Here is a 21,477-nt window from a genome sequence, read left to right as displayed (position 1 = left end):
CGGCCCGGCCCGAGCCCTGTGGATAACTTCGGCTCAGCCCGTCTTCGCCGCTTCGTGGGCCGCCTGGGCGTCCTCCACGGAGTTGTGCAGGACGAAGATCTTCGTGAGCTGCGTGACGTGGAAGACGCGGCGGACGCGGTCGTTGACGCCGGTGAAGCTCATGCTGCCGTCGCGGGCGCGCAGCCGGTGGTAGATGCCGACGAGGACGCCGAGACCGGTCGAGTCCAGGAAGGTCACCTCGCCGAGGTCGACGACGAGGTGGGTTCCGCCGTTCTCGATGATGTCGAGCAGTTCCTCGCGCAGCCGGGGGCTGGTGAAGACGTCGATCTCACCGCTGATCGTGACGACCGTGAGGTCCTGCTCGGTGCGGTGTTCGACGGCGAATTCCACGGGCGTGCTCCTTGTTCGCTGGACGGTGGTCACTCCCGGTAACCGGGATGTCCCCTATACCCCAAGGTGGGTGGGTTACCCCTGTACAGGGTTCGATGGGGGTGATCTTCCTCGCGCGGCGTCTCGCGGCCGGAGCGGTCACGGCTCCCGGAACAGCGCCCAGACGACCTTGCCGGACGGCAGCCCGCGCCAGCCCCACAGCGTCGTGAACGACTCGACGAGGTGCAGCCCGCGCCCGGTCTCGGCGATGTAGTCGGGCTCCTTGCGGCGCGGCGCCTCGGCGCTCGCGTCGACGATCCCGCACAGCAGCCAGGGCAGCCGGTGCAGCAGCCGGAGCTGGATCGTCATGGGCGCGGAGCCGAGCGGGTCGGCGTAGTCCTCGCGGACGCTCCAGTGCCGCACCCCGCGCACGTGCCCGCCGCTGTGCCGCAGGGCGTTGGTGACGAGTTCGGAGACGACGAGGCCGACGTCGTCGGCGAGGCCGCACGCGTCCCAGGCGGACAGCCGGGCGAGGGTGAAGTGGCGGGCGTCGGTGACCGACTCGGGGTCGGGCAGGACGTGGAAGGCGTCGGCGGGCCCGGCGGGGTCGACCAGGTCGAGCAGGGCGTCGTCCAGCTCGGGTGGGAGCCCGGTGGACTCGGGGATCGGGAGCGAAGGCACAGAGCGGTCCTGTGGTGGTTCGAGCGACCTCGCGCAGGGCTCCATCCTCCAGCGCGTGTGATCGTGCGCGTGGCGTGACGTCATTCCCGGGACCCCGCAGAGTGATCTCGTTGTGCAGCCATGGCTCGGAAGTCTCGTGCGTTATCCTGCGCATCGTAGCGTGCGAATGCAAGGCCCAATGCATAGCCACATGCACGTGCAGCAAGTTTTCCACAGGTGGCCGGGAACGGTTCACCCCTGCCTGAACGGAGGTCGCCCCGAGACGAGTAGGCCAATGGCACACTAGGTTCGCTGTCCGCCATGTAGCCGGGAGGTTGGGCGTGACTCCAGAGACGTCGGGAAGCGGGTCGACGGTCCGTCGCATCCTGCTCGGCTCACAACTGCGCCGCCTTCGCGAGGCGCGGAGCGTGAGCCGCCAGGAGGCGGGCTACGTCATCCGCGCGTCGGAGTCGAAGATCAGCCGACTGGAACTCGGCCGGGTCAGCTTCAAAGAGCGCGACGTCGACGACCTGCTGACGCTCTACGGCGTGGACGACGCGGAAGAGCGCGCCGTGCTGCTGCAACTGGCCCGGGACGCCAACACCCCCGGCTGGTGGCACCGCTACAGCGACATCCTGCCCGGCTGGTTCCAGACCTACGTCGGCCTGGAGGAGTCCGCGGCGCTCATCCGCACGTACGAGTTGCAGTTCGTTCCGGGCTTGCTGCAATCGGAGGGCTACGCCCGCGCGGTGATCCGCCAGGGCAACGCCGGTGCCTCCGAGCACGAGATCGATCAGCGCGTCGACCTGCGCATGCAACGTCAGGAACGGCTGACCGCCCCGGAGGCCCCGCGCCTGTGGGCGGTGCTGGACGAGGGGGCGCTGCGGCGCCCGATCGGCGGCCCCGAGGTGATGCGCGGCCAGTTCGAGCATCTGATCAGGATGGCCAAGCTCCCCAACGTGACCGTCCAGATCATGCCGTTCCGTTTCGGCGGCCACGCCGCCGAGGGCGGCGCCTTCTCCATCCTGCGCTTTCCCGAGCAGGATCTGCCGGACGTGGTCTACGTCGAGAACCTCACCGGCGCGATGTACCTCGACAAGCGCGACGACGTCGACACCTATCTCCAGGTGATGGAACGCCTGTGCGTCGACAGCGAGACCCCGGAACGCACCGTCGAGCTTCTCGGTGATCTCCTCAGAGAGGCATGATGCTCCAGTCCGACACGGGCCGTAACGGCCCGAGACCGACCGTACCCTCCACCTACAACGGCATGTCCGCGGCGCACCTGAGCGGCGCCCGCTGGCTGAAGTCCCGCCGCAGCAACTCCCAGGGCAACTGCGTCGAGATCGCGGAGCTTCCCGGCGACCGCATCGCGATGCGCAACTCCCGCCACCCCGAGGGCCCGGCCCTCATCTACACCCGCCCGGAGATCGAGGCGCTCATCATGGGCGCCAAGGACGGCGACTTCGACCATCTCATCGCACACGGCCACAACTGAGCCGATGTCCTCTCCGCGGGCCGCCGGCCCCGGCCCGCGGACCTTTCCCGGCGGTCAGCCGCAGTTGCCGTACGGCGCGCTCGCGCCGTTGCCGCCGAAGCGGACGCAGGTTCCCGGCGCCTTCACGTAGACCGGCCCGGCGTACCAGGCGAACGCGCCTCCGTCGGAGATCCGCGAACCGCCCTGGCGCTGCACCCACACCGAGACGTTCGTCTTCTTGCCGACGTTCTTCGTCTTCATCGTGACCGCGCAGTTGTAGCCGGAGCCGTTGTACAGCAGGTACGCGGTGCCGCCGCTGCCCGCCACGGACCGCTGCACGTAGTAGCCGCCGCCGTGGCCGCCGCTGTTGCACGCGGCCTGCGGCGTGTACCGGTTGGCCGGTTCGGGGCGCGGGGCGGGCCTCGTCGGCGCGGGCGTGCCCGTGGGCGGCCTGCCGTCACCGGCCGGGGGCGTGGACGCGCCGGGCCGTTCGGGGCGGGCCTTGGGAGCCCCCGGGGTCGTGGCGGGGGTCGTCTTGCGGCTCGCGGACGGCGTCGGCTTCTTCGACGTGCCGGGGGCGCCGCCGGCGGCTCCGGCCCGTCCGTCCTCCGCGGCGGCCTCCTGCTCGACGGCGGCCTGCCGCCGCTCGGGTTCGCCGCCGGGACGGTTGGCGGCCCAGACGGCGCCGCCCGCGATCAGCGCGACGAGCAGCGCGGCGGCCGTGACGGGCAGCGCCACGCGCGGCCCGCGCGACGGGACCGCTCCAACCTGGCCGGGCTGCGGCATCGTGGCGGGATTGGTCGCGTTCACCGGATGCGCGGGGGCGGCCGCGAACGGCGGCGGGGGCGGCGGCAGCGCCTGGTAGCGCGGCCCGATCCCGCTGGCGGCGCCCATCAGCCGCTCCTGCGCCTCGCGGGCGCCCGGCCGCCGCGCCGGGTCCTTGGCCAGGCACGCCAGGACGAGGTCGCGCAGCGGTTCGGGCAGCGCGCCGAGCTGCGGTTCGCCGGTGAGGATGCGGTGCATGACGGCGGCAAGGTCGTCATTGCCGAACGCGGGCTGCCCGGTCGCGGCGAACACCATCGTGGTGCCCCAGGCGAACATGTCGGCGGCGGGGCCGACGGGCCCGGCGGTGAAGTGCTCGGGCGCCATGTACGCGGGGGTGCCGACGTTCTGCGTCTCCCCGGCGGCGCCGAGCGCGCGGGCGACGCCGAAGTCGATGACGCGGGGGCCGTCTGGCCCCATCATCACGTTGTGCGGCTTGAAGTCGCGGTGCACGATCCCGGCCTGGTGGATCGCGATGAGCGCGGTGAGCGTGCTGATCGCCAGCCGTTCGAGGGCGCCGCCGGTGCGCGGCCCGTCCTGCTGGACGACGCGGTGCAGCGACTTGCCGGGAACGTACTCGCTGACGATGTAGGGGTGGTCGCCCGCGACGTCGGCGTCCAGCACCTGCGCGGTGCAGAACCGCGCGACCTGCTTGGCGACGGCGAGTTCGCGGACGAACCGGGACCGCGCGGACGTGTCGCCGGTGAGGTCGGCGTGCAGGAGCTTGATCGCGACGTGGTTGGCGAGGTCGTCGGCGGCGGCCCCCGCGCGCCGGCCGAGGAACACGGCCCCCTGGCCGCCCTCGCCGAGCCGGCCGACCAGCTCGTAGGCGCCGAGGCGGCCGGGGTCGCCGGGCCGCAGGGGGTGGGTGTCCGGGATGCTGCTTTCGGTCACTCCGCTCACTTCCATCGCTGGTCCGCCCGTCCGGCAAGACTAGGGGGAAGAAGACGGTCGTCGCGCCGTTAAACATCCCGAAAAGGACGAAGCCCCCGGGAGTTTCCGGGGGCTTCATGGTTCGTCAGGTGGTTTCGCGCTCGGGCACGGACGGCGGCGGGCCCGGTGGGCCGTCCTGCACATCGTGGCGTTCGAGACGGGCCGCGACCGCGAGCGCGCGCAGCGAGCGGGTGCGGACGTGACGGTGTCCGTGCCGGCGGCGGACGGGGATGCTGCTGGGCAAGGGGTGCCTCCCGGGGGTCGTTAACGGAACTAACGACCTGGATGATCGTCCTATTCCCCGAAATTTCAACTACCCGGCGATGGCCACGGTGCTCGGGGTGCCGGTCCAGCGGGGTTCGGTGGTGAGGTCGGCGGCGGTCGGGGTGAGGTGGGCGTCGAAGGACGTCAGCGGGTGCTCGGCCGTGAGGGTGGCGGCCAGCCAGGGGAGGTGGGCCAGGGGCGGCGGGTCGGACGGGGTGTGGCCGATCGTCAGGGTCGACGTCTCGGTGTCGTCGGTCCAGGTGAGGGAGCCCAGGGCCGGACGCGGGCCGGAGCCGACGACGAGGACGCGCGCGCTCTCGGCGCCGCGCAGGGCCGACGGCTCCCAGCGCCGGGTCAGCGGCTCCGACGTGCCGAACCCCAGCGGCGGCGCGCCCGTCACCAGCCGCGTCAGCGCCGCGAGCGCGAGGCCCGGCGGGGACGAGGGCGTCCGGGGCGTCCGCACGGTCAGCGTCAGCGGCGTGCCGGGGGGCATGCGCGGCTCGGACGTGAAGTCGGGCGCGTAGTCGCGGGCGGACGGGTCGGGGGTGAACGCCGCGCCGTCCCAGCGCAGCGGGCGGCCGGTGAGCCCGTCGTAGTAGCCGTCCCCGGCGACGACCCAGTGGACGCGGCCGTCCTCCAGCTCGGTGCGCAGCGGCAGCGTCACGCGCGAGTCCGGCGACGTCACGAGTTGCACGACGCGCCCGCGCGCAGTGATCTTCTCCAGCAGGCCGGGGCCGAGCGGCACCACGGGCCGGTCGCTGAGGACGAGCACGGCCTTGTCCGTCACGGCGTCCGCGCCGATGTTCGCGGTCACGTCCGGGCGCCGAACCAGACCGTGCCGTCGTGGCGGGCGGCCAGGTCCTCGGCGTAGCGCCACGCGGCGCGGCCCGCCGCCGGGGGGTCGGCGGCGGCGCGGATCTCCACCCACCAGACGGGCTCGTCCACGCGGACGCCGAGCAGCCGCTCGGTCTCGCCCGGCACCTCGACGAGCAGCGGCGCGCGGACGTGGGCGAGCAGCCGGTCGGCGGCGTCGGTCAGGTACGGGGAGGCGACGTCGGGCCGCTCCCGTGTGACCACGACGAGTTCGCGGCCCATCAGGCGCCCCCGGACAGCGCGTGCGCGAACGCCTCGGCGGCGATGCGGACGGCCGCGTCCCGCGCGGCGGCGCCCACCCGCTCCGGCGCGATCTCGTTCCCGGCGGCCAGGTGCCGGTCGTGGGGGACGGCGACGACGCGCAGCCCGTCGTGGCTCAGCACCTCGTGCGCGTGCCGCAGGTCGGTGTGGGCGCCGGGCGCGGACTGGACGAGCACGACGACGGTCCGGTTCAGCAGGTCGCGGTAGCCCTGATCCGCGAACCAGCTCAGCGCGGCGTGCGCGCTGATCGCGCCGTCGGCCGTGCCGGGCGTCACGAAGATCTGGGCGTGCGCGGCGGACAGGACGCGGTGGTGCAGCGGGGAGACGAGCCCGCCGCCGCAGTCGATCACGGCGGTGGCGAAGTACCGGCCGAGGCGCCCGGCGGCGGCGGCGAACGTGTCGGGGTCGAGGTCGTCACCGACCTGCCCGGGCACGGCGGCGGGCAGCACCCACAGGCCCTCGGGCGTGCGGGTGAGGTGGGCGGCGGTCGCGTCCCAGCCGCCCGGCGGCGCCGCCGCCAGGTCGCGCAGGGTGCGTGTGCCGGGAGCGCCGAGCCGCAGCGGCAGCGAGCCGAGGCCCGCGTCGGCGTCGACGGCGATCACGCGGTCGTCGCGGTACTGCCGCAGGACCCCGGCGACGAGCGCGGCCATGGTCGACTTCCCGGCGCCGCCCCGGAGGCTCGTCACGGCGATCCACCGGCAGGACGGGACGGGCGCGCCGATCCGGGCGGCGAGGTCGGCGTCCCGTCCGGGGGAGGCCGAGCCGAGGCCGCGCACGACGCCCCGGCCGAGCCGCCGCAGCACCGGGTCGCCGTGCGGGACGCGCCGGGCGAAGTCCTCGGCGGCGTAGGCGGCCATGAGGCGGTGGACGGCGGGTTCCGGGTCGTGGTCGCCCAGCACGGCCGGGGCGACGAGACCGGTGTCGGCGGCGCCGGCGTCGCGCAGCACCCGGAGCTGCCAGTCCCGAACGGGCACCGATCCCCATTTCCGCCGTTGATCCTGGAAGTCGGGTACGAGTCTAGACAGGCCGGAGCCCGCGAAACACACGCTTTCCGTGAGGTCAGAGATAAAGACCGGCCGGAGCCGGTCCGGTGCCGGTGTCGGGGGGAAGATCGGCGGCGCGCAGCGTCGTGACGGCGTCCGCCGGGGCGGCCGGGTCGAGGCGCTGCGCCTGCCGGGAGATCGCGGTGTCGAGCAGGTTGCGCATCAGCCGCCCGTTGCCGAACGACGGCCCGCGCGCGGCCCCGCGCAGCAGGTCCCGCAGCGCCGGTCCGACGTCGGCGGCGAGGGTGAAGCCCTCGGCCAGCGCCAGGTGCTCGAAGATCGAGACGAGTTCCCCGGCGGTGTAGTCGGGGAACGCCAGCCGCTTCGGGAAACGTGATTCCAGACCCGAGTTCGCGGTGAGGAAGCCGCCCATTTCCCGTTCGTATCCGGCGACGATGACGAGCAGGTCGCCGCGGTATTCCTCCATCAGTTTCACCAGCGTCGAAACGGCCTCCTGGCCGTAGGCGTCGCCGGTCAGCGCGTACGCCTCGTCCACGAACAGGACGCCGCCGACGGCCTGTTCCACGGCGGCGCGGACGCGCGGCGCGGTCTGCCCGAGGTGGGTGCCGACCAGGTCGGCGCGCGACACCTCGACCAGGTGCCCGGACGACAGCAGCCCGAGCTGCGCGTACACGGCGGCGATGAGCCGCGCGACGGTCGTCTTGGCCGTGCCCGGGTTGCCGGTGAAGACCATGTGCCGCGTCGGTGACGGCGCGGGCTGCCCGGCGGCGCGGCGCAGCTCGGCGGCGCGGGCCTCCGCGACGAGCCGGTGCACCTCCTCCTTGACGGCGCGCAGCCCGACGAGCCCGTCCAGCGTCGTCAGCGGGTCGGTGGCGGGCGCGGTGCGGGTGGTGCCGGACAGCGTGTCGGGCAGGTCGGCGGCGCGGAGCACGACGAGGTCGTCGGCGTCGGGCCGCCGCACCGACGCCAGGCGCCGCGCGTGCAGGGCGATGGCGCGCTCGGCGAGGTTGCGCATCAGCCGCGCGTTGCCGAACGACCGGCCGCGCGGGGCCCGGCGCAGCAGCCCGGCGAGCTTGTCGCGGGCGTCCTCGTCGGGGACGACGCCGTTCTCGGCGGCCTGCGCGACGAAGATCTCGCCCAGTTCGGCGTCGGAGAAGTCGGGGAACCGGACGGTCGTCGGGAACCGGGAGGAGAGCCCGGGATCGGAGCCGACGAACCGCTGCATCTCCCGCTCGTATCCGGCGGCGATGACGACGAGGTCGTCCCGGTGGTCCTCCATGAGCTTGACGAGTTCGGCGACGGCCTCCTGCCCGTAGTCCTCGCCCAGGTCGGACTGCGTCAGCGAGTACGCCTCGTCGATGAACAGCACGCCGCCGACGGCGCGCTTGACGACGGCGCGCGTCTTCACGGCCGTCTCACCGATGTACTGCCCGATCAGCTCGGCCCGCGACACCTCCACCAGGTGCCCGGACGACAGCACGCCGAGGTCCTTGTAGATGCGGGCGAGCAGCCGCGCGACGACGGTCTTGCCGGTGCCCGGGTTCCCGCTGAAGATCATGTGCCGGGACGGCGCGGGCACGTGCAGCCCGGCCTCGCGCCGCGCCTTGGCGGTGCGCGCGGCGGCGGCGAGCAGCTCGATCTCCTGCTTGACGGTCCGCAGCCCGGTCAGCGCCGCCAGCTCGGCCATGGGGTCGGTCGCGCCGCCGGACGCGTCGAACACCTCGGGCAGGTCGGCGCGCAGCACTCGCACGTCCGCGCCGGGCTCGGTGCGCTGCGCGACGGCGGCGACGACGTCGGCGGCGAGCCGGTGCGCGAGCCGCGCGTTGCGCAGGTTGCGGACGGGCTTGGTGCGGGCGAGCAGCCGCCCGGCGGCGGTCAGGACGGGCTTGTGCGCGCGGGCGCCGCGCTGCCGCAGCGCGCGGGCGAACAGCTCGGCGTGCTCGGCGGGCGTGAACGCGCGGGTGTGCGCGACGTGGAACCGCAGCGCGAGCCCCGGGTTGACCTCGCGGACGCGGTCGTCGCCGCCCGGCTCGCACAGCGCGACGACGTGCAGGTCGTCGTGGGCGTCGACGAGCCGGTGCAGCTCCTCCAGGACGGCCTCGCCGCTGCGCGGGTCGCGGGACATGTCGTCCAGGCCGTCGATGATGACGAGCCGGGTGCCGACCGAGTCGCGGGCGTCGATGTGCAGATGGGTCGTGCCGACCGAGACCTCCTTGCCCGCGAAGAAGTCCCCGGCGAGCCACAGCGGCGGCCCGGAGATGAGCCGGTCCTGGAGCAGCCGGGCGGCCTCCTGGGCGGCGTCGCGCTTGCCGGTGCCGTCCGGCCCGACGATCATCAGCCGGACGGGCCGGGTGTGGTCGGCGGCGATGCCCTCCAGCGCCCGGACGACCTCGGGCATCCCGATCAGGTCGGCGCCGGCCGGGACCTCCCGCACCGACCGGCGGCGCGGCGCGTGCGGCTCGACGGTCGCGGCGAGCCGGTTGGGGACGCGGCGGCGCGGCGCGGCCAGCCGCCGCAGGTCGGCCTGGAACTCACCGACCGGAATCCACTCGGGGTCGGGGTAGCGGGCGTCGTCGGGCAGCCCCTGCACCGAGCCGGTGAAGCGCATCGCCATGTCGAGCCAGCCCCGGCACGCCTCGGCCTCCCCGGCGCCGAGCGCGCGGGCCAGCCAGGCGCGGGCGCGCCCGTACCAGGCGGACGCGTCGAAGCCCTCGCGGACGGCCGGGAACCGTTCGAGGATCTCGCCGTAGCGGTCGCGGGTGAGGACGGCGGCGAGTTCGGCGGGCACCTCCTCCAGCCCGGCCTGGAGCAGCAGGTTCACCAGGAGTTCCGGGACGGACTCGGGGTGCGGCGCGACGCGCGTCAGGTGCTCGTGCACGGGCAGCAGCCCCAGGCACACCCAGTCCAGGTAGCCGATCGGCCCGGCGAGTTCGGGCAGGTCCGCGACGATGTCGTCGGACGCGTGCGCGATCCAGCGGCGGCGCTGCTCGTCCAGCGGCGCGGTGATGTCGAGGTCGGGCGGCGGCGCGTCGTAGAGCCGGATGAGCGCCTGGCGGCGGCGTTCGAGGGGTTCCATGCCCGCCAGGACGTCGAGCGAGTCGCGGGCCAGCGACAGCGCGACGTCCTGGTCGGGCGCCTCCTCCAGCCACTCCAGCGGCCGGAACCCGCCGGTCGTGACGCCCCAGCCGGTCAGCGGCCGCAGCGGGTCCTGGGGTTCGCGCAGGTAGCGGTTGAAGAACTGGTATTGCAGGCGGGAGTGGGTGCCGGAGTTGACGGCGGCGGCGCCGCACAGGAAGTCGACGAGCAGGACGAGGTCACCGACGACGAGCGACGCGGGCGGGGTCAGCAGCGGCTGGGCGTCGGTGGTGAGGGCGGCGGCGCGCGGGTCGGCGGCGAGCTTGTCGATGCGGGCGCGGATCTCGGCGAACAGCCCGTCCGGGACGCGCCACGGGCCGTGCGCGTAGAGGTCGCAGACGGGCTCGTCGGTGACCAGCAGCTCCAGGTGCTCGGGCAGCACGCGTCGATCCCCCTGATTCTCGGCGCCGGCACCGCACCGTCGCGCAGACAGCGTAGGTGCTCGTTCCGAGCGCGGCGTCCCGATTTGCGGGCGGACCACCCCATGACCGGAAGATCGGTTCCGCGTAGGGTGGGGAGCCGCTCGACGCCGAGCCCGGCGGGCCGTCGTGCGCGGCTCCCGGACCCGATACTCCGAGGAGCACGTCGTGATCACCAAGCTGCTGGTCGCCAACCGCGGGGAGATCGCGGTCCGCGCCTTCCGGGCCGCCTATGAGCTGGGCATCTCCAGCGTCGCCGTCTACGCCTACGAGGACCGGCTGTCGCTGCACCGGCAGAAGGCCGACGAGGCGTACGAGATCGGTGAGCACGGGCACCCCGTCCGCGCCTACCTCGACGTGGACGGCATCGTCGCGACGGCGCTGCGCGTCGGCGCCGACGCCGTCTACCCCGGCTACGGGTTCCTGTCGGAGAGTCCGGAACTGGCCGAGGCGTGCGCGGCGGCGGGACTCACGTTCGTCGGGCCGCCCGCCCGCGTCCTCAACCTCGCGGGCAACAAGATCGAGGCGGTCGCGGCGGCGCGCCGCGCGGGCATCCCGGTGCTGCGGTCGCTGACGCCCGAGCCGGGGGAGGAACTGGCGGCGGCCGACGAGGTCGGGTTCCCGCTGTTCGTCAAGGCGGCGGCGGGCGGCGGCGGACGCGGGCTGCGCCGCGTCGAACGCCGCGAGGACCTGGTCGAGGCCGTCGCGACGGCCCGCCGCGAGGCCGCCAGCGCGTTCGGCGACGAGACCGTCTTCCTGGAGCAGGCCGTCGAGCGGCCCCGGCACATCGAGGTGCAGATTCTCGCGGACGGGTCCGGCGGCGTCGTCCACCTGCGCGAACGCGACTGCTCGGTGCAGCGCCGCCATCAGAAGGTCGTGGAGATCGCGCCCGCGCCGAACCTGGACCCGGCCGTCACCGAGCGGCTGTGCGCGGACGCCGTCGCGTTCGCCCGCGAGATCGGCTACGTCAACGCCGGGACCGTCGAGTTCCTGCTGGACGAGCGCGGCGAGCACGTCTTCATCGAGATGAACCCCCGCATCCAGGTCGAGCACACGGTCACCGAGGAGGTCACCGGCGTCGACCTCGTGCAGAGCCAGCTCCGCGTCGCGGGCGGCGAGACCCTGGCCGACCTCGGCATCGCGCAGGACGAGGTGACCGTCGCCGGGTTCGCCGTGCAGTGCCGGATCACCACCGAGGACCCCGCGAACGGCTTCCGTCCCGACGTCGGCAAGATCTCCGCGTACCGGTCGCCGGGCGGCGCGGGCGTCCGGCTCGACACCGGCACCGCGTACGCCGGAGCCGAGGTGTCGCCGCACTTCGACTCGCTGCTGGTCAAGCTGACGACGCGGGGGCGGACGTTCGAGGACGCCGTCCGCCGGTCGGCGCGGGCCGTCGCGGAGTTCCGCATCCGGGGCGTGGCGAGCAACATCCCGTTCCTGCTGGCGCTGCTCGACGAACCGGACTTCCGCGCCGGGGGCGTGACGACGTCGTACATCGCGGACCATCCCGGGCTGCTCACGGCGCGGTCCAGCGGCGACCGGGCGACGCGGCTCGTCCGGTACCTCGCGGACGTCACCGTCAACAAGCCGCACGGCGAGGCCCCGACGACGCTCGACCCGGCGACCAAGCTGCCCGCGCTGGACGCCGAGGCGCCGCTGCCCGAGGGGTCGCGGGACCGGCTGCTGCGGCTCGGCCCGGCCGCGTTCGCCGCCGAACTGCGCGCGCAGACGGCGCTGGCCGTCACCGACACCACGTTCCGCGACGCGCACCAGTCGCTGTTGGCGACGCGGGTGCGGACGTTCGACCTCGCCGCCGCCGCGCCGCACCTCGCGCGGACGAGCCCGCAGTTCCTGTCGCTGGAGGCGTGGGGCGGCGCCACCTACGACGTCGCGCTCCGGTTCCTGGGCGAGTCGCCGTGGGACCGGCTCGCCGCGATCCGCGAGGCCGCGCCGAACCTGAACCTCCAGATGCTGCTGCGCGGCCGGAACACCGTCGGGTACACGCCCTACCCCGACGCGGTCGCGCGGGCGTTCGTCCGCGAGGCCGCCGCGACCGGCGTGGACATCTTCCGGATCTTCGACGCGCTCAACGACGTCGGCCGGATGCGGCCCGCGATCGACGCCGTCCTGGAGACGCACGCCGTCGCCGAGGGCACGCTCTGCTACACCGGCGACCTGTCCGACCCCGCCGAACCGCTCTACACGCTCGACTACTACCTGCGGCTCGCGGACGAACTCGTCCGGGCCGGTGTGCACGTGCTGTGCGTCAAGGACATGGCGGGCCTGCTGCGGGCGCCCGCCGCGCGCACGCTCGTCACCGCGCTGCGCGAGCGGTTCGACCTGCCCGTCCACCTGCACACCCACGACACCGCCGGGGGCCAGCTCGCCACCTACCTCGCCGCGATCGACGCGGGCGTGGACGCGGTGGACGGCGCCGCCGCGCCGCTGTCGGGCACGACGTCGCAGCCGCCGCTCCAGGCGATCGTCGCGCACACCGACTTCACCGACCGCGCCACCGGGCTCGACCTCGGCGCGCTCACCGCGATGGAGCCGTACTGGGAGGCCGTCCGGAAGCTGTACGCGCCGTTCGAGATGGGGCTGCCGTCCCCGACCGGGCGCGTCTACGAGCACGAGATTCCCGGCGGGCAGCTCTCCAACCTGCGACAGCAGGCCGTCGCGCTCGGGCTCGGTGACCGGTTCGAGGAGATTGAGCGGCTTTATGCCGCCGCGGACCGGATGCTGGGGCGGCTGGTGAAGGTGACGCCGTCCAGCAAGGTCGTCGGAGACCTCGCGCTCCACCTCGTCGCGGCCGGGGCCGATCCCGAGGACTTCGCCGCGAACCCCGGCGCGTACGACATTCCCGACAGCGTGATCGGGTTCCTCGGCGGCGAGCTGGGCGACCCGCCCGGCGGCTGGCCCGAGCCGTTCCGGTCCCGCGCGCTCGGCACGCGCACGCCCCGGCCCGTCCGGGCCGAGCTGAGCGGCGCCGAGGAGAAGGCGCTCGCCGGCGCCGACGTCCGCGCCACGCTCGACAGGCTGCTGTTCCCCGGACCGGCCAAGGAGTACGCCGAGTCCCGCGCCGCCTACGGGGACATCTCCGTCCTTCCGACGTGCGCGTTCCTCTACGGGCTGCGCACCGGCGACGAAGTCGCGATCGACCTGGAGCCCGGCGTGCGCGTCCTGGCCGAACTGGAGGCCGTCGGGGACGTGGACGAGGCGGGCGTCCGGCAGGTGATCTGCATGGTCAACGGGCAGTCCCGCACGCTCTCGGTCCGGGACCGGTCCGTCGTCGCGGACGCCGCGCCCGTCGAGCGCGCCGACACCGACGAACCCGGGCAGATCCCCGCGCCGTTCGACGGGTCGGTGACGCTGCGGGCCGAGAAGGGCGCCACGGTCGCGGCGGGGGACACCGTCGCGACGATCGAGGCGATGAAGATGGAGGCCGCGATCACCACCCCCGTCGCCGGGACCGTCACCCGTACCGTCGTCGCGGACGGCACCCGCGTGCAGGCGGGGGACCTGCTGCTCGTCGTCACACCGGAGTGAGCGGTGTTACCCCCGTGTTTACCCCCGCCTTACGGGCGGAGCGGGCAGAATCGTAGGGCTGAGCCCGCGCCGTCCGCGCGGGCCGCTGCGGGGAGGGGGCGGTGGCGATGCGTCGCCGGTGGGCGGTCGCGCTGACCGCCGTCGCGCTGCTGATCCCCGGCTCCGCCCGCGCCGAGGTGGCGCCGCCGATGCAGGCGGCCCGCGCGATGAACCCCGCCCTGCTCCAGGCCACCCTGGACGCCGCGCACGCCGCGGGCGGCCCCGGCCTGGCCGCCGTCGCCCGCGACGGCGACCGCGTCTGGCGCGGCGCGGCGGGCGCCGCCGACACCGACACCGGCCGTCCGGCCCGCTCCGACCAGCGCCAGCGCGTCGGTGAGGTCACGATGACGTTCACGGCGACGGCCGTCCTCCAGCAGGCCCAGCGCGGCCGGATCGACCTGGACGCCCCGATCGCCCGGTACATCCCGGCGGACGTGCCGGGTCCGCGCGGGCGGCAGATCACCGTCCGGATGCTCCTCCAGCACACCAGCGGCCTCGGCGACTACCTGCCCCGCGCGTTCCCGTCCCGCTCCGACTGGAACCCGGCGAGCTTCGACGCCGGACGCACCCGCGCGCTCGCCCCGTCCCGGCTGATCGCGTGGGGCCTCGCGGAGCCCGCCACCGGCGCGCCCGGCGAGAAGTACGCCTTCTCCCGCACGAACTACATCCTGGCCGGACGCCTCCTGGCGGCCGTCACCGGCGAGACCGCCGAAGCCGTCATCACGCGCGACGTCATCCGCGCGGCGGGCCTCACCGCGACGACGTTCCCCGACGGCCCCGGCATCGACGGCCCGCACCCCCGCATGTACGAGCACCTGCACGGCCAGGCCGACCCGCCCCGCGACTACAGCCGCTACGACATGTCCTACCTCGGCACCGCGGGCGCCCTGATCTCCACCATGGACGACCTGACGACGTTCTACCGGGCCCTGTTCACCGGCCGCCTGCTCGGCCCCGCGACCCTCGCCGAGATGCGCCGCACCGTCCCCGTCCCGGCCCCCGACGACCCGACCCGCCCCGAGTACGGCCTGGGCCTGGCGCTGGCGCAGCTCCCCTGCGGCACCTTCTGGGGCCACACCGGCACCCCCCTCGGCACCACCACCCGCGTCCTCTCCACCTCCGACGCCACCCGCCAGTCCGCCGTCACCGTCAACACGGCGGGCCACCAGCAACTCGACGGCGACGGCTCCCCCGTCCCGCACCCCCTGGACAACGCCACCGGCGCCCACACCACCCAATCCCTCTGCGGCACCCTCCCACCCCACCCGTAACCGCGCTCAGCGGCCCGGGGACGGGTGGTCGGGGAGGGTGAACTTCTCCGCCGGGGCGGGGACGCGGCGGGTGAGGCGGGTCAGGGTGCGGGCCGGGGGTGAGGTCGCGAGTTTCGCCGCGGTGCGGAGGGAGCGGACGCCGAGGGGCGTGCGGGGGTGGGCCAGGCGGGGAGTGCCCGGCGGGAGGTGCTGGGCCTTCACCACGTAGGGGCGCATGACGCGCTCGTAGTGGGCGAAGGCGGCGGCGTGGGGGTTCGTGGTGAGTTGCCCGGCCAGGACGTAGGCGCCCGTCAGGGCCAGGGTGGTGCCCATGCCGCTGAGGGGCGAGGCGCAGTAGGCGGCGTCGCCCAGGAGGGCGATGCGGCCCCTGCTCCAGGCCGGGAGGCGGACCTGCCCGGTGGACTCGAAGTAGAACGGCGCGGTGTCCAGGGCGTCCAGGACGCGGGGGACCTCCCAGGCCGCGTCGTGGAAGGTGCGGCGCAGGACGTGGGCCTGGTCGGACGGGGTGAGGTCCTCCAGGCCGCGCGCGTCGGTGAGGAATGACAGCGTGGCGCGGATCGTCCCGGTGTTGTCGGGGCGCAGTGTCGCGGTGCGGCCCGCGCCGGCCTGGTACCAGCGCCAGCGGTCGTTGTCGGCGGACGTGCGGGGGATCGTCAGGTAGGCCATGCAGAGCCCGAGATGCCGGGGCCGGACGCCGGGGAACACCAGGTCGCGGGTGCGCGACGACAGGCCCTCGGCGAGCACGACGACGTCGAAACGCTCCTGGCCGCCGCCGCGGAAGGTCACGTCCACGCCGCCGTCCCGGTCGTCTAGCGCGGTGATCTCGTCCCCGAAGACGTAGCGGGCGTGTTCGGCGGAGCGGTCGTGGAGCAGCCGGGACAGTTCGCCCCGCAGGATCTCCATGTCGGCGGTCCAGCCGTCCGAGTCGCCGCCGCCCTGGGGCGCGTACGCCAGGGACCGGCCGGAGTCGTCGACGATCTCGGTCCCGGTCTCGCCGGTCCCGGCGGCCAACGCCGCGTCCTCCAGTCCCATCCGCCGGACGACCTCCCGCCCGGCGCCGCGCACGTCGACGTTCTGCCCACCGTCGCGCAGCCGCTCGAATCGCTCGACGACGGTGACGTCCCAGCCACCCCGCCCAAGCCAGTAGGCCAGCGCCGGCCCCGCGACACTGGCCCCCGAGACCAACACGTTCGGCACGTCGCACCCTCCCTGAACAGACCATCCACAAGCCTCTTCGAGCCCCACCCCAAACCCGGACGCACCCCGAGCCGTGATGTGGCGCGCGTCACGAACGTGTCGCCCCGACGCTGAAGCGGGATCACGATCGCGATGACCAGCCACCGATGCCGGACGCAATCAGTAGTGCTCTTGAAGGGGGCGCGGTGAAGTTCAGGCGATGTCCCGCGTAGCCAAGCCAGCGAGGGAAAATGATCATCCAGTCGTTGACGCGTGAAGATCGCGACGGGCCGGTGCGCACCTGTCGACGCCTTCTATTGCTTGCGCCAAGGACCGGTGCCAGTGCTGGGGAGAACGGAATGATGATCTATTTCAGGGCTGATCAGCGTACTTCACCCGCCAAACGGGTGCGATGATACCTTGATGCCCACAAAGATGTTCCCCTGCCCATGCTGCGGATACCTCGCGCATGACAGCCCCCCGGGCTCGTACGCGGTCTGCCCGATCTGCGCTTGGGAGGACGACCTCGCGCAGTTGCGCTGGCCAGACCACCCGAGCGGACCAAACGGCGTTTCACTGGTAGCAGCTCAAGCTTGTTTCGAGTCCACCGGAGCCTGCACGATGTCTTCGCACAACAAGACTCGACCACCTGCGCCGTCGATTTCGATGGATCTAGGATTCAGGGCGATAGATCCGTCGGTTGATGGTTTCGAGCAGCCAGGGACCTCGGACGCTGACTGGCCGACGGACCGGACGCGCCTGTATTGGTGGAGGCCGACCTTCTGGCGGCGGGCAGGGCGGCCGTAGCGCGCTTCCGCCCTCAGTTCGTCATCGGTGGTCAATTCAGCGGCCCGGGAACGGGTCGTCACCGGAGGGGGCGGATCTCGCGAAGCCGGATGAAACCATGGCCAGTGATTCTCTCCACCGTGTGGAGAACCGGCAGTTCAGTGCGCTCTTCATGCTGGGTGCTGAGGATGACCCGGAAACCGTGGACAATATTGACGCGGAGATGGGCATATTTCCAGTGCGCCGATCTCGTGATCGTTCCCCGGGGCAGGTTGACTGCGATGATGGAATGCTTGGAAAGCATCATGGATGCAGGTGGACCCGAAGGGTTCATGCAGCGCCTGGAGAGTTAGCGCGGCCGTGAGTGCTGTCGGTCTGGCCCCATCAGTGGCAGGGCGGGTGTATACACTCATGCGAGGAGGACACTAGGGCGGCCGTCCACGTGGAGGATCTCAGTGTCGTTCCAGTGCTTTCTCGATCGCTCTGCTTTCAGCGTTCCGCACCTTGGATTGATGGGTGCCTCGGATGGCCAGGACGATTACCAGATCTCGGTGGTAAGCGCCTGTAGAGTATTGGCTGGAAGTGGGCTGAGGTTTCAATTTTCTGGGTTCGGGCTCGCCGACTGGAATCTCGGCATTCAATACGATCTGTCGGCTTTTATGGAAAAGTTGCCGGAGATGCTTAAAGGGATTGCTGTTGACCAGATGCGCAAGGTGGGGCAGTCGGCCCCCGGGGGACGAGATTAAGGGCGACAGCTGGAAGCGCCCGATGATTGGATCAAGTGGGTGCACATGAGGTATGCGAGCGTAGTGCAGTCAGACGAGCCCGGGGCCCCGGTGCTGCTCGATCCAGGCCCGTATCTCGCGGAGCTACCGCAACTCTCGTCGCGCCTCCCGGTGGGGGCCCGTACCTTCGCGGGCGATCCTGGGCACTACGACTTCGCCAGCCTTCGTTGCGTGAAGGACCTGCGAGTCGGAGAAGTTGTCATCCGTGAGGCTGGTAGTGCTCAAGTCGAGGTTATCGTCGTGTTCAAAGGTAGCAAGTGGAAGCATGATGCAGACCTTTCCATTCGCTATCGAGACGTGATTCGGTTTGAGACCGAGATTCTCGATTTGCCAAAATCGGTGCGCGTCTGGCCGGAGAGTCGAAGGCTTGGAGATGTTCAGCTCGATGAGATTCTGCCCACGTCTGTGGGCTGCTCTCATGAGCTCAAGCTGACCGGCGGAATGATTTTTGTGGAGTGTGCCGATCTGGACGCAGAATGGCAACCGGTCGCACACCCATAATCTGATGGGCATCTCTTCCGCCTTCGCGGCGGAAGAGATGCGAAGCCGGTTGTCTCCAGGTATATGAGTGCGCCTGGGCTGCCGTCAGCGTCGCGTCACCGTGCGAGAGGGCTTTGAGGGAACTCGAACCCTCCGCTGCTTCCCGAGTCAGGTAGGCCATGCAGAGCCGAGATGGCTCGGCGGGGCGCCGGGGAACATCCGGACACCGGGTGTGCGACGACCGGAGCTCGACGAGCACGACGGCGTCGGAACGCTTGCGGCCCGCCGTCGGCGCCGGGTCTCTGGTGGTTGCTCCTGAGATCGGTGTCTTTGAGTTTCTTCGCGGGGGGCCGGAGCGTGGGTGGCGGTGGGGGGTGGGTTGGCTGGGAGCGCGGGGCTGGGGGGTCGGCGTTAGGTGGCTTGTAGCGGAGAGCGGTCCAGAGTGTGGGGTGGGTCACAGAGTTGTTGGTCCAGTGCTAAAGCGGGGCTTTGAGGTGTGGGTGGAGTTCATTCCTTGGGGGGTTGTACCTGGGGGATTGTCATCAGCGATCACTTTTTCCTCCCCCCACCCCTTGGAGTGGTGATGAGAGTCCGGTCTGTGCTGACGGCCGCCGTCGTGGGAGCTGCGACGGCTGTTCCGTTGGCGGTGGCGGCGCCGGCCAGTGCCGCCCCGCTGCTGTGCAACGCCTCCGATGACGCCATCTACGCCGAGCAGGGCACGGTGAGCGGCAGCCCCGGCGACCTGCTGGCGTGCCGCGAGGTGAAGCTGTCCAACATCCCCGGCGACATCCCGATGAAGGGCTACAAGGTCCGGTACGTCTCCACGGACGCCAAGGGCGCCAAGGGCGTCGTCACCGGCACCGTGGCGATTCCCAACGCGGCGTGGACGAAGGGCGGCTCCCGGCCCACCGTCGCGTTCAACCCGGGCACGCTCGGCTCCGGCCCCCAGTGCGCGTTCTCCAAGCAGCTCGCCGGGCAGTTCGTCGACATGTACGAGGGCGGCAACCTCCAGCGGTTCATGGAGAAGGGCCACGCCGTCGCCGCCACCGACGGGTTCGGCTACATCAAGGGCCAGGTCCACACCTACGTCAACGGGCTCAACGCCGGGCACGCGCTGCTCGACGTCGTCCGCGCCTCCCGGCAGATCCCGTTCGGGTCGCTGAAGGCCGACGGCAAGGTCGCCATCGCGGGCTACTCCGAGGGCGGGCACGCCTCCCTGTGGGGCGCGCAGCTCGCCGCGTCGTACGCGCCGGAGCTGAACGTCGTCGGCGCGGCGGCGGGCGGCGTCCCCGGCGACCTGAAGATCACCGCCAAGGCGCTGAACGGCAGCCTGTTCGCCGGGTTCCTGGCGGACGCGCTCATCGGCCTCAACGCGCAGTACCCCGAGATGCCGTTCAACGAGCTGATGAACGACGCCGGCAAGCGCGCGGTCGAGGACGTCAAGAAGAACTGCCTCTACGGCACGCTCGCCGTCTTCCTCGGCGCCAAGGTGGAGAACTTCACCAAGGACAAGCTGACCCTCGACCAGCTCTACGCGGTCAAGGGCCCGGACGGCACCACGTGGGGCGAGATCGTCGACCGCCAGAAGGTCGGCGTGGACATCGGCACCCCGGGCTCGGCCGCCAAGTACAAGATCGGCTTCCCGGTCTTCCAGTACCGCGGCTGGCTGGAGGAGATCATCCCGCACGAGACCGAGGACGGTACCCGCGACGCGTACTGCAAGGCGGGGATCAACACGACCTGGCGCAACACGTACATGGCCGAGCACCTGTCGACCGACTGGGCCGCCGCGCGTGACGTCGCCAGCTTCCTGGACGACCGCTTCACCGGCAAGACCGTGAAGGGCAACTGCTAGCCCTTCCCACCCCAGGTCGCGGCCCGGACGGTCCCTCCCACCGTCCGGGCCGCGCCGCGTCTCAGGGCGCGGCGGCGCGGGCGAGCAGCGCGCGGCGTTCGGCCGCGTTGGCGGTGCGTTCGGCGGCGCGGGCGAACTCGGCGCGGGCCTCGTCGTCCCGGCCGAGCCGGGCGAGCAGGTCGCCCCGGACGCTCGGCAGCAGGTGCCGGTCGCGCAGCGCCGGGTCGTCGGCGACGGCGTCCAGCACGGCGAGCCCGGCGGCGGGCCCGGCGGCCATCCCGACGGCGACGGCCCGGTTCAGCTCCACGATCGGGGACGGCGCCGTCCGCGCCAGCAGCGCGTACAGGGCGGCGATGCCCGCCCAGTCGGTGTCGGCGGCGGTGCGCGCCGCCGCGTGCGTCGCGGCGATGGCGGCCTGGAGGACGTACGGTCCGGGCGCGTCCTGCACTTCGCGGGCCCGGAGCAGCGCGGCGAGCCCGCGCCGGATGAGGAGCCGGTCCCAGCGGCCCCGGTTCTGCTCGGGCAGCGGCACCGGCGCCCCGTCGTCGTCGGTGCGCGCCCGCGTGCGGGACGCCTGCAACTCCATCAGCGCGACGAGCCCGTGCGCCTCGGCCTCCCCGGGGACGAGCCCGGCGAGCAGCCGGCCGAGCCGCAGCGCCTCCCGGCACAGGTCGGCGCGCATCCAGTCGTCCCCGGACGACGCCGCGTACCCCTCGTTGAAGATCAGGTAGACGACGGCGAGCACCGACCCGAGCCGCGCGGCCCGGTCGGCTCCGGACGGCACCTCGAACGGCACGTCGGCCTCGCTCAACGCCTTCTTCGCCCGCACGATCCGCTGCGCGACCGTCGCCTCGGGCACCAGGAACGCCCGCGCGATCTCGCCGGTGGTGAGCCCCCCGACGAGCCGCAGCGTCAGCGCCACCCGCGCCTGCTCGGGCAGGACGGGATGGCACGCGACGAACATGAGCCGCAGGACGTCGTCCTCGATCCGCTCGGGGTCGAGGACGGTGGTGTAGGCGTCCTCGGCCCCGGTCTCCAGCCGGTGCCCGATCTCGGTGAGCCGGTCGGCGTACCGCCGGTCGCGCCGGATGCGGTCCACGGCGCGGCGCCGCGCGACCGTCATCAGCCACGCGCCCGGATTATCCGGGACGCCGGTCTGCGGCCACTGCTCCAGCGCCAGGACGAGCGCGTCCTGCGCCAGCTCCTCCGCCAGCCCGACGTCCCGCACGAGCCGCGTGAGGGCGCCGACGATCCGCGCCGCCTCCAGCCGCCAGACGGCCTCGACGGCGCCCTCCGCACTCACTTCTGTCACGGGACGCATG

General features: G+C 72.7%; 19 protein-coding genes. 8 read left to right on the top strand and 11 right to left on the bottom strand.

Features of this window, described 5'->3' with window-relative positions:
- Window positions 1-33: 33 nt before the first annotated feature.
- Complete coding sequence (locus C229_RS0115370) at window positions 34-390, bottom strand: STAS domain-containing protein (RefSeq protein WP_018655967.1); 357 nt, start codon at window positions 388-390, stop codon at window positions 34-36.
- Window positions 391-528: 138 nt separating this feature from the next.
- Complete coding sequence (locus C229_RS0115365) at window positions 529-1,050, bottom strand: ATP-binding protein (RefSeq protein ID WP_018655966.1); 522 nt, start codon at window positions 1,048-1,050, stop codon at window positions 529-531.
- Between the two features lie 365 nt (window positions 1,051-1,415).
- Here C229_RS0115365 and C229_RS0115360 point away from each other — a divergent pair, with 365 nt between their 5' ends.
- Window positions 1,416-2,237, top strand: coding sequence for a helix-turn-helix domain-containing protein (locus C229_RS0115360; protein ID WP_205624497.1), 822 nt, complete (start codon window positions 1,416-1,418; stop codon window positions 2,235-2,237).
- Window positions 2,234-2,527: a DUF397 domain-containing protein gene (locus C229_RS0115355; protein ID WP_018655964.1), complete on the top strand. Its 294-nt coding sequence runs from the start codon at window positions 2,234-2,236 to the stop codon at window positions 2,525-2,527. Before C229_RS0115360 ends, C229_RS0115355 begins: the two co-directional genes overlap by 4 nt.
- 54 nt (window positions 2,528-2,581) lie before the next feature.
- On the opposite strand, the gene C229_RS32950 is transcribed toward C229_RS0115355, so the two are convergent.
- From C229_RS32950 to C229_RS32945, 6 genes are all read right to left on the bottom strand, one after another.
- The gene (locus tag C229_RS32950; RefSeq protein ID WP_051108987.1) at window positions 2,582-4,222 is read right to left on the bottom strand and encodes a serine/threonine protein kinase; all 1,641 of its coding nucleotides are present in this window, start codon (window positions 4,220-4,222) and stop codon (window positions 2,582-2,584) included.
- A gap of 124 nt (window positions 4,223-4,346) precedes the next feature.
- A complete protein-coding gene (locus tag C229_RS34310) occupies window positions 4,347-4,505 on the bottom strand; it encodes a hypothetical protein (RefSeq protein ID WP_155884849.1) in 159 nt (52 codons plus the stop codon).
- Window positions 4,506-4,574: 69 nt separating this feature from the next.
- Window positions 4,575-5,339 carry a DUF6177 family protein gene (locus tag C229_RS30760; RefSeq protein ID WP_051108986.1) on the bottom strand — a complete coding sequence of 255 codons (765 nt, stop codon included), beginning with the start codon at window positions 5,337-5,339 and terminating at the stop codon, window positions 4,575-4,577.
- Window positions 5,336-5,620, bottom strand: coding sequence for a hypothetical protein (locus C229_RS30755; RefSeq protein ID WP_051108985.1), 285 nt, complete (start codon window positions 5,618-5,620; stop codon window positions 5,336-5,338). The genes C229_RS30760 and C229_RS30755 overlap by 4 nt, the downstream gene beginning before the upstream one ends.
- Window positions 5,620-6,633 (bottom strand): CpaE/TadZ family protein, encoded by a 1,014-nt coding sequence (locus C229_RS0115335; RefSeq protein ID WP_155884848.1) that lies wholly within the window; start codon window positions 6,631-6,633, stop codon window positions 5,620-5,622. Before C229_RS0115335 ends, C229_RS30755 begins: the two co-directional genes overlap by 1 nt.
- An 85-nt stretch (window positions 6,634-6,718) precedes the next feature.
- On the bottom strand, window positions 6,719-10,180 hold the full coding sequence (locus C229_RS32945; RefSeq protein WP_051108983.1) for an AAA family ATPase: 3,462 nt from the start codon (window positions 10,178-10,180) through the stop codon (window positions 6,719-6,721).
- Between the two features lie 205 nt (window positions 10,181-10,385).
- Between C229_RS32945 and C229_RS0115325 the strand changes: the two genes are divergently transcribed.
- Both C229_RS0115325 and C229_RS0115320 read left to right on the top strand, forming a co-directional pair.
- Window positions 10,386-13,763 carry a pyruvate carboxylase gene (locus tag C229_RS0115325; RefSeq protein ID WP_018655963.1) on the top strand — a complete coding sequence of 1,126 codons (3,378 nt, stop codon included), beginning with the start codon at window positions 10,386-10,388 and terminating at the stop codon, window positions 13,761-13,763.
- Between the two features lie 107 nt (window positions 13,764-13,870).
- Entirely contained in the window at window positions 13,871-15,073 is a 1,203-nt protein-coding gene (locus tag C229_RS0115320; protein ID WP_155884873.1) for a serine hydrolase domain-containing protein, read from the top strand.
- Window positions 15,074-15,079: 6 nt separating this feature from the next.
- Here the strand turns inward: C229_RS0115320 and C229_RS0115315 are convergent, their stop codons facing one another.
- Window positions 15,080-16,270 (bottom strand): FAD-dependent monooxygenase, encoded by a 1,191-nt coding sequence (locus tag C229_RS0115315; protein ID WP_018655961.1) that lies wholly within the window; start codon window positions 16,268-16,270, stop codon window positions 15,080-15,082.
- Between the two features lie 402 nt (window positions 16,271-16,672).
- Here C229_RS0115315 and C229_RS36085 point away from each other — a divergent pair, with 402 nt between their 5' ends.
- A complete protein-coding gene (locus C229_RS36085) occupies window positions 16,673-17,056 on the top strand; it encodes a CPCC family cysteine-rich protein (RefSeq protein ID WP_205624492.1) in 384 nt (127 codons plus the stop codon).
- Window positions 17,057-17,114: 58 nt separating this feature from the next.
- On the opposite strand, the gene C229_RS34305 is transcribed toward C229_RS36085, so the two are convergent.
- A complete protein-coding gene (locus C229_RS34305) occupies window positions 17,115-17,342 on the bottom strand; it encodes a hypothetical protein (RefSeq protein ID WP_018655960.1) in 228 nt (75 codons plus the stop codon).
- Window positions 17,343-17,490: 148 nt separating this feature from the next.
- On the opposite strand from C229_RS34305, the gene C229_RS0115305 reads away from it, so the two are divergent.
- From C229_RS0115305 to C229_RS0115300, 3 genes are all read left to right on the top strand, one after another.
- Window positions 17,491-17,781, top strand: coding sequence for a hypothetical protein (locus C229_RS0115305; protein WP_018655959.1), 291 nt, complete (start codon window positions 17,491-17,493; stop codon window positions 17,779-17,781).
- A 210-nt stretch (window positions 17,782-17,991) separates the two neighbouring features.
- The gene (locus tag C229_RS33655; RefSeq protein WP_205624491.1) at window positions 17,992-18,321 is read left to right on the top strand and encodes a hypothetical protein; all 330 of its coding nucleotides are present in this window, start codon (window positions 17,992-17,994) and stop codon (window positions 18,319-18,321) included.
- Window positions 18,322-18,883: 562 nt separating this feature from the next.
- A complete protein-coding gene (locus C229_RS0115300; RefSeq protein WP_026313823.1) occupies window positions 18,884-20,155 on the top strand; it encodes a lipase family protein in 1,272 nt (423 codons plus the stop codon).
- 61 nt (window positions 20,156-20,216) lie between these two features.
- Here the strand turns inward: C229_RS0115300 and C229_RS0115295 are convergent, their stop codons facing one another.
- Window positions 20,217-21,467, bottom strand: a complete 1,251-nt coding sequence (locus C229_RS0115295; protein WP_240487271.1) for an RNA polymerase sigma factor — start codon at window positions 21,465-21,467, stop codon at window positions 20,217-20,219.
- Between the last annotated feature and the right edge of the window lie 10 nt (window positions 21,468-21,477).

The sequence above is a fragment of the Actinomadura flavalba DSM 45200 genome (assembly GCF_000374305.1).
Lineage (GTDB): Bacteria > Actinomycetota > Actinomycetes > Streptosporangiales > Streptosporangiaceae > Spirillospora > Spirillospora flavalba.
The sequence above is the reverse complement of the archived record's forward strand: the minus strand, read 5'-3'. Positions and strand labels throughout refer to the sequence as shown.

Bases quoted from the DNA above. Each gene is read 5' to 3' on its own strand.
- C229_RS0115355 (WP_018655964.1), top strand. From the start codon at position 2,234: ATGATGCTCCAGTCCGACACGGGCCGTAACGGCCCGAGACCGACCGTA.
- C229_RS30755 (WP_051108985.1), bottom strand. From the start codon at position 5,620: ATGGGCCGCGAACTCGTCGTGGTCACACGGGAGCGGCCCGACGTCGCC.
- C229_RS0115320 (WP_155884873.1), top strand. From the start codon at position 13,871: ATGCGTCGCCGGTGGGCGGTCGCGCTGACCGCCGTCGCGCTGCTGATC.
- C229_RS36085 (WP_205624492.1), top strand. From the start codon at position 16,673: ATGCCCACAAAGATGTTCCCCTGCCCATGCTGCGGATACCTCGCGCAT.
- C229_RS34305 (WP_018655960.1), bottom strand. From the start codon at position 17,342: ATGATGCTTTCCAAGCATTCCATCATCGCAGTCAACCTGCCCCGGGGA.
- C229_RS0115300 (WP_026313823.1), top strand. From the start codon at position 18,884: ATGAGAGTCCGGTCTGTGCTGACGGCCGCCGTCGTGGGAGCTGCGACG.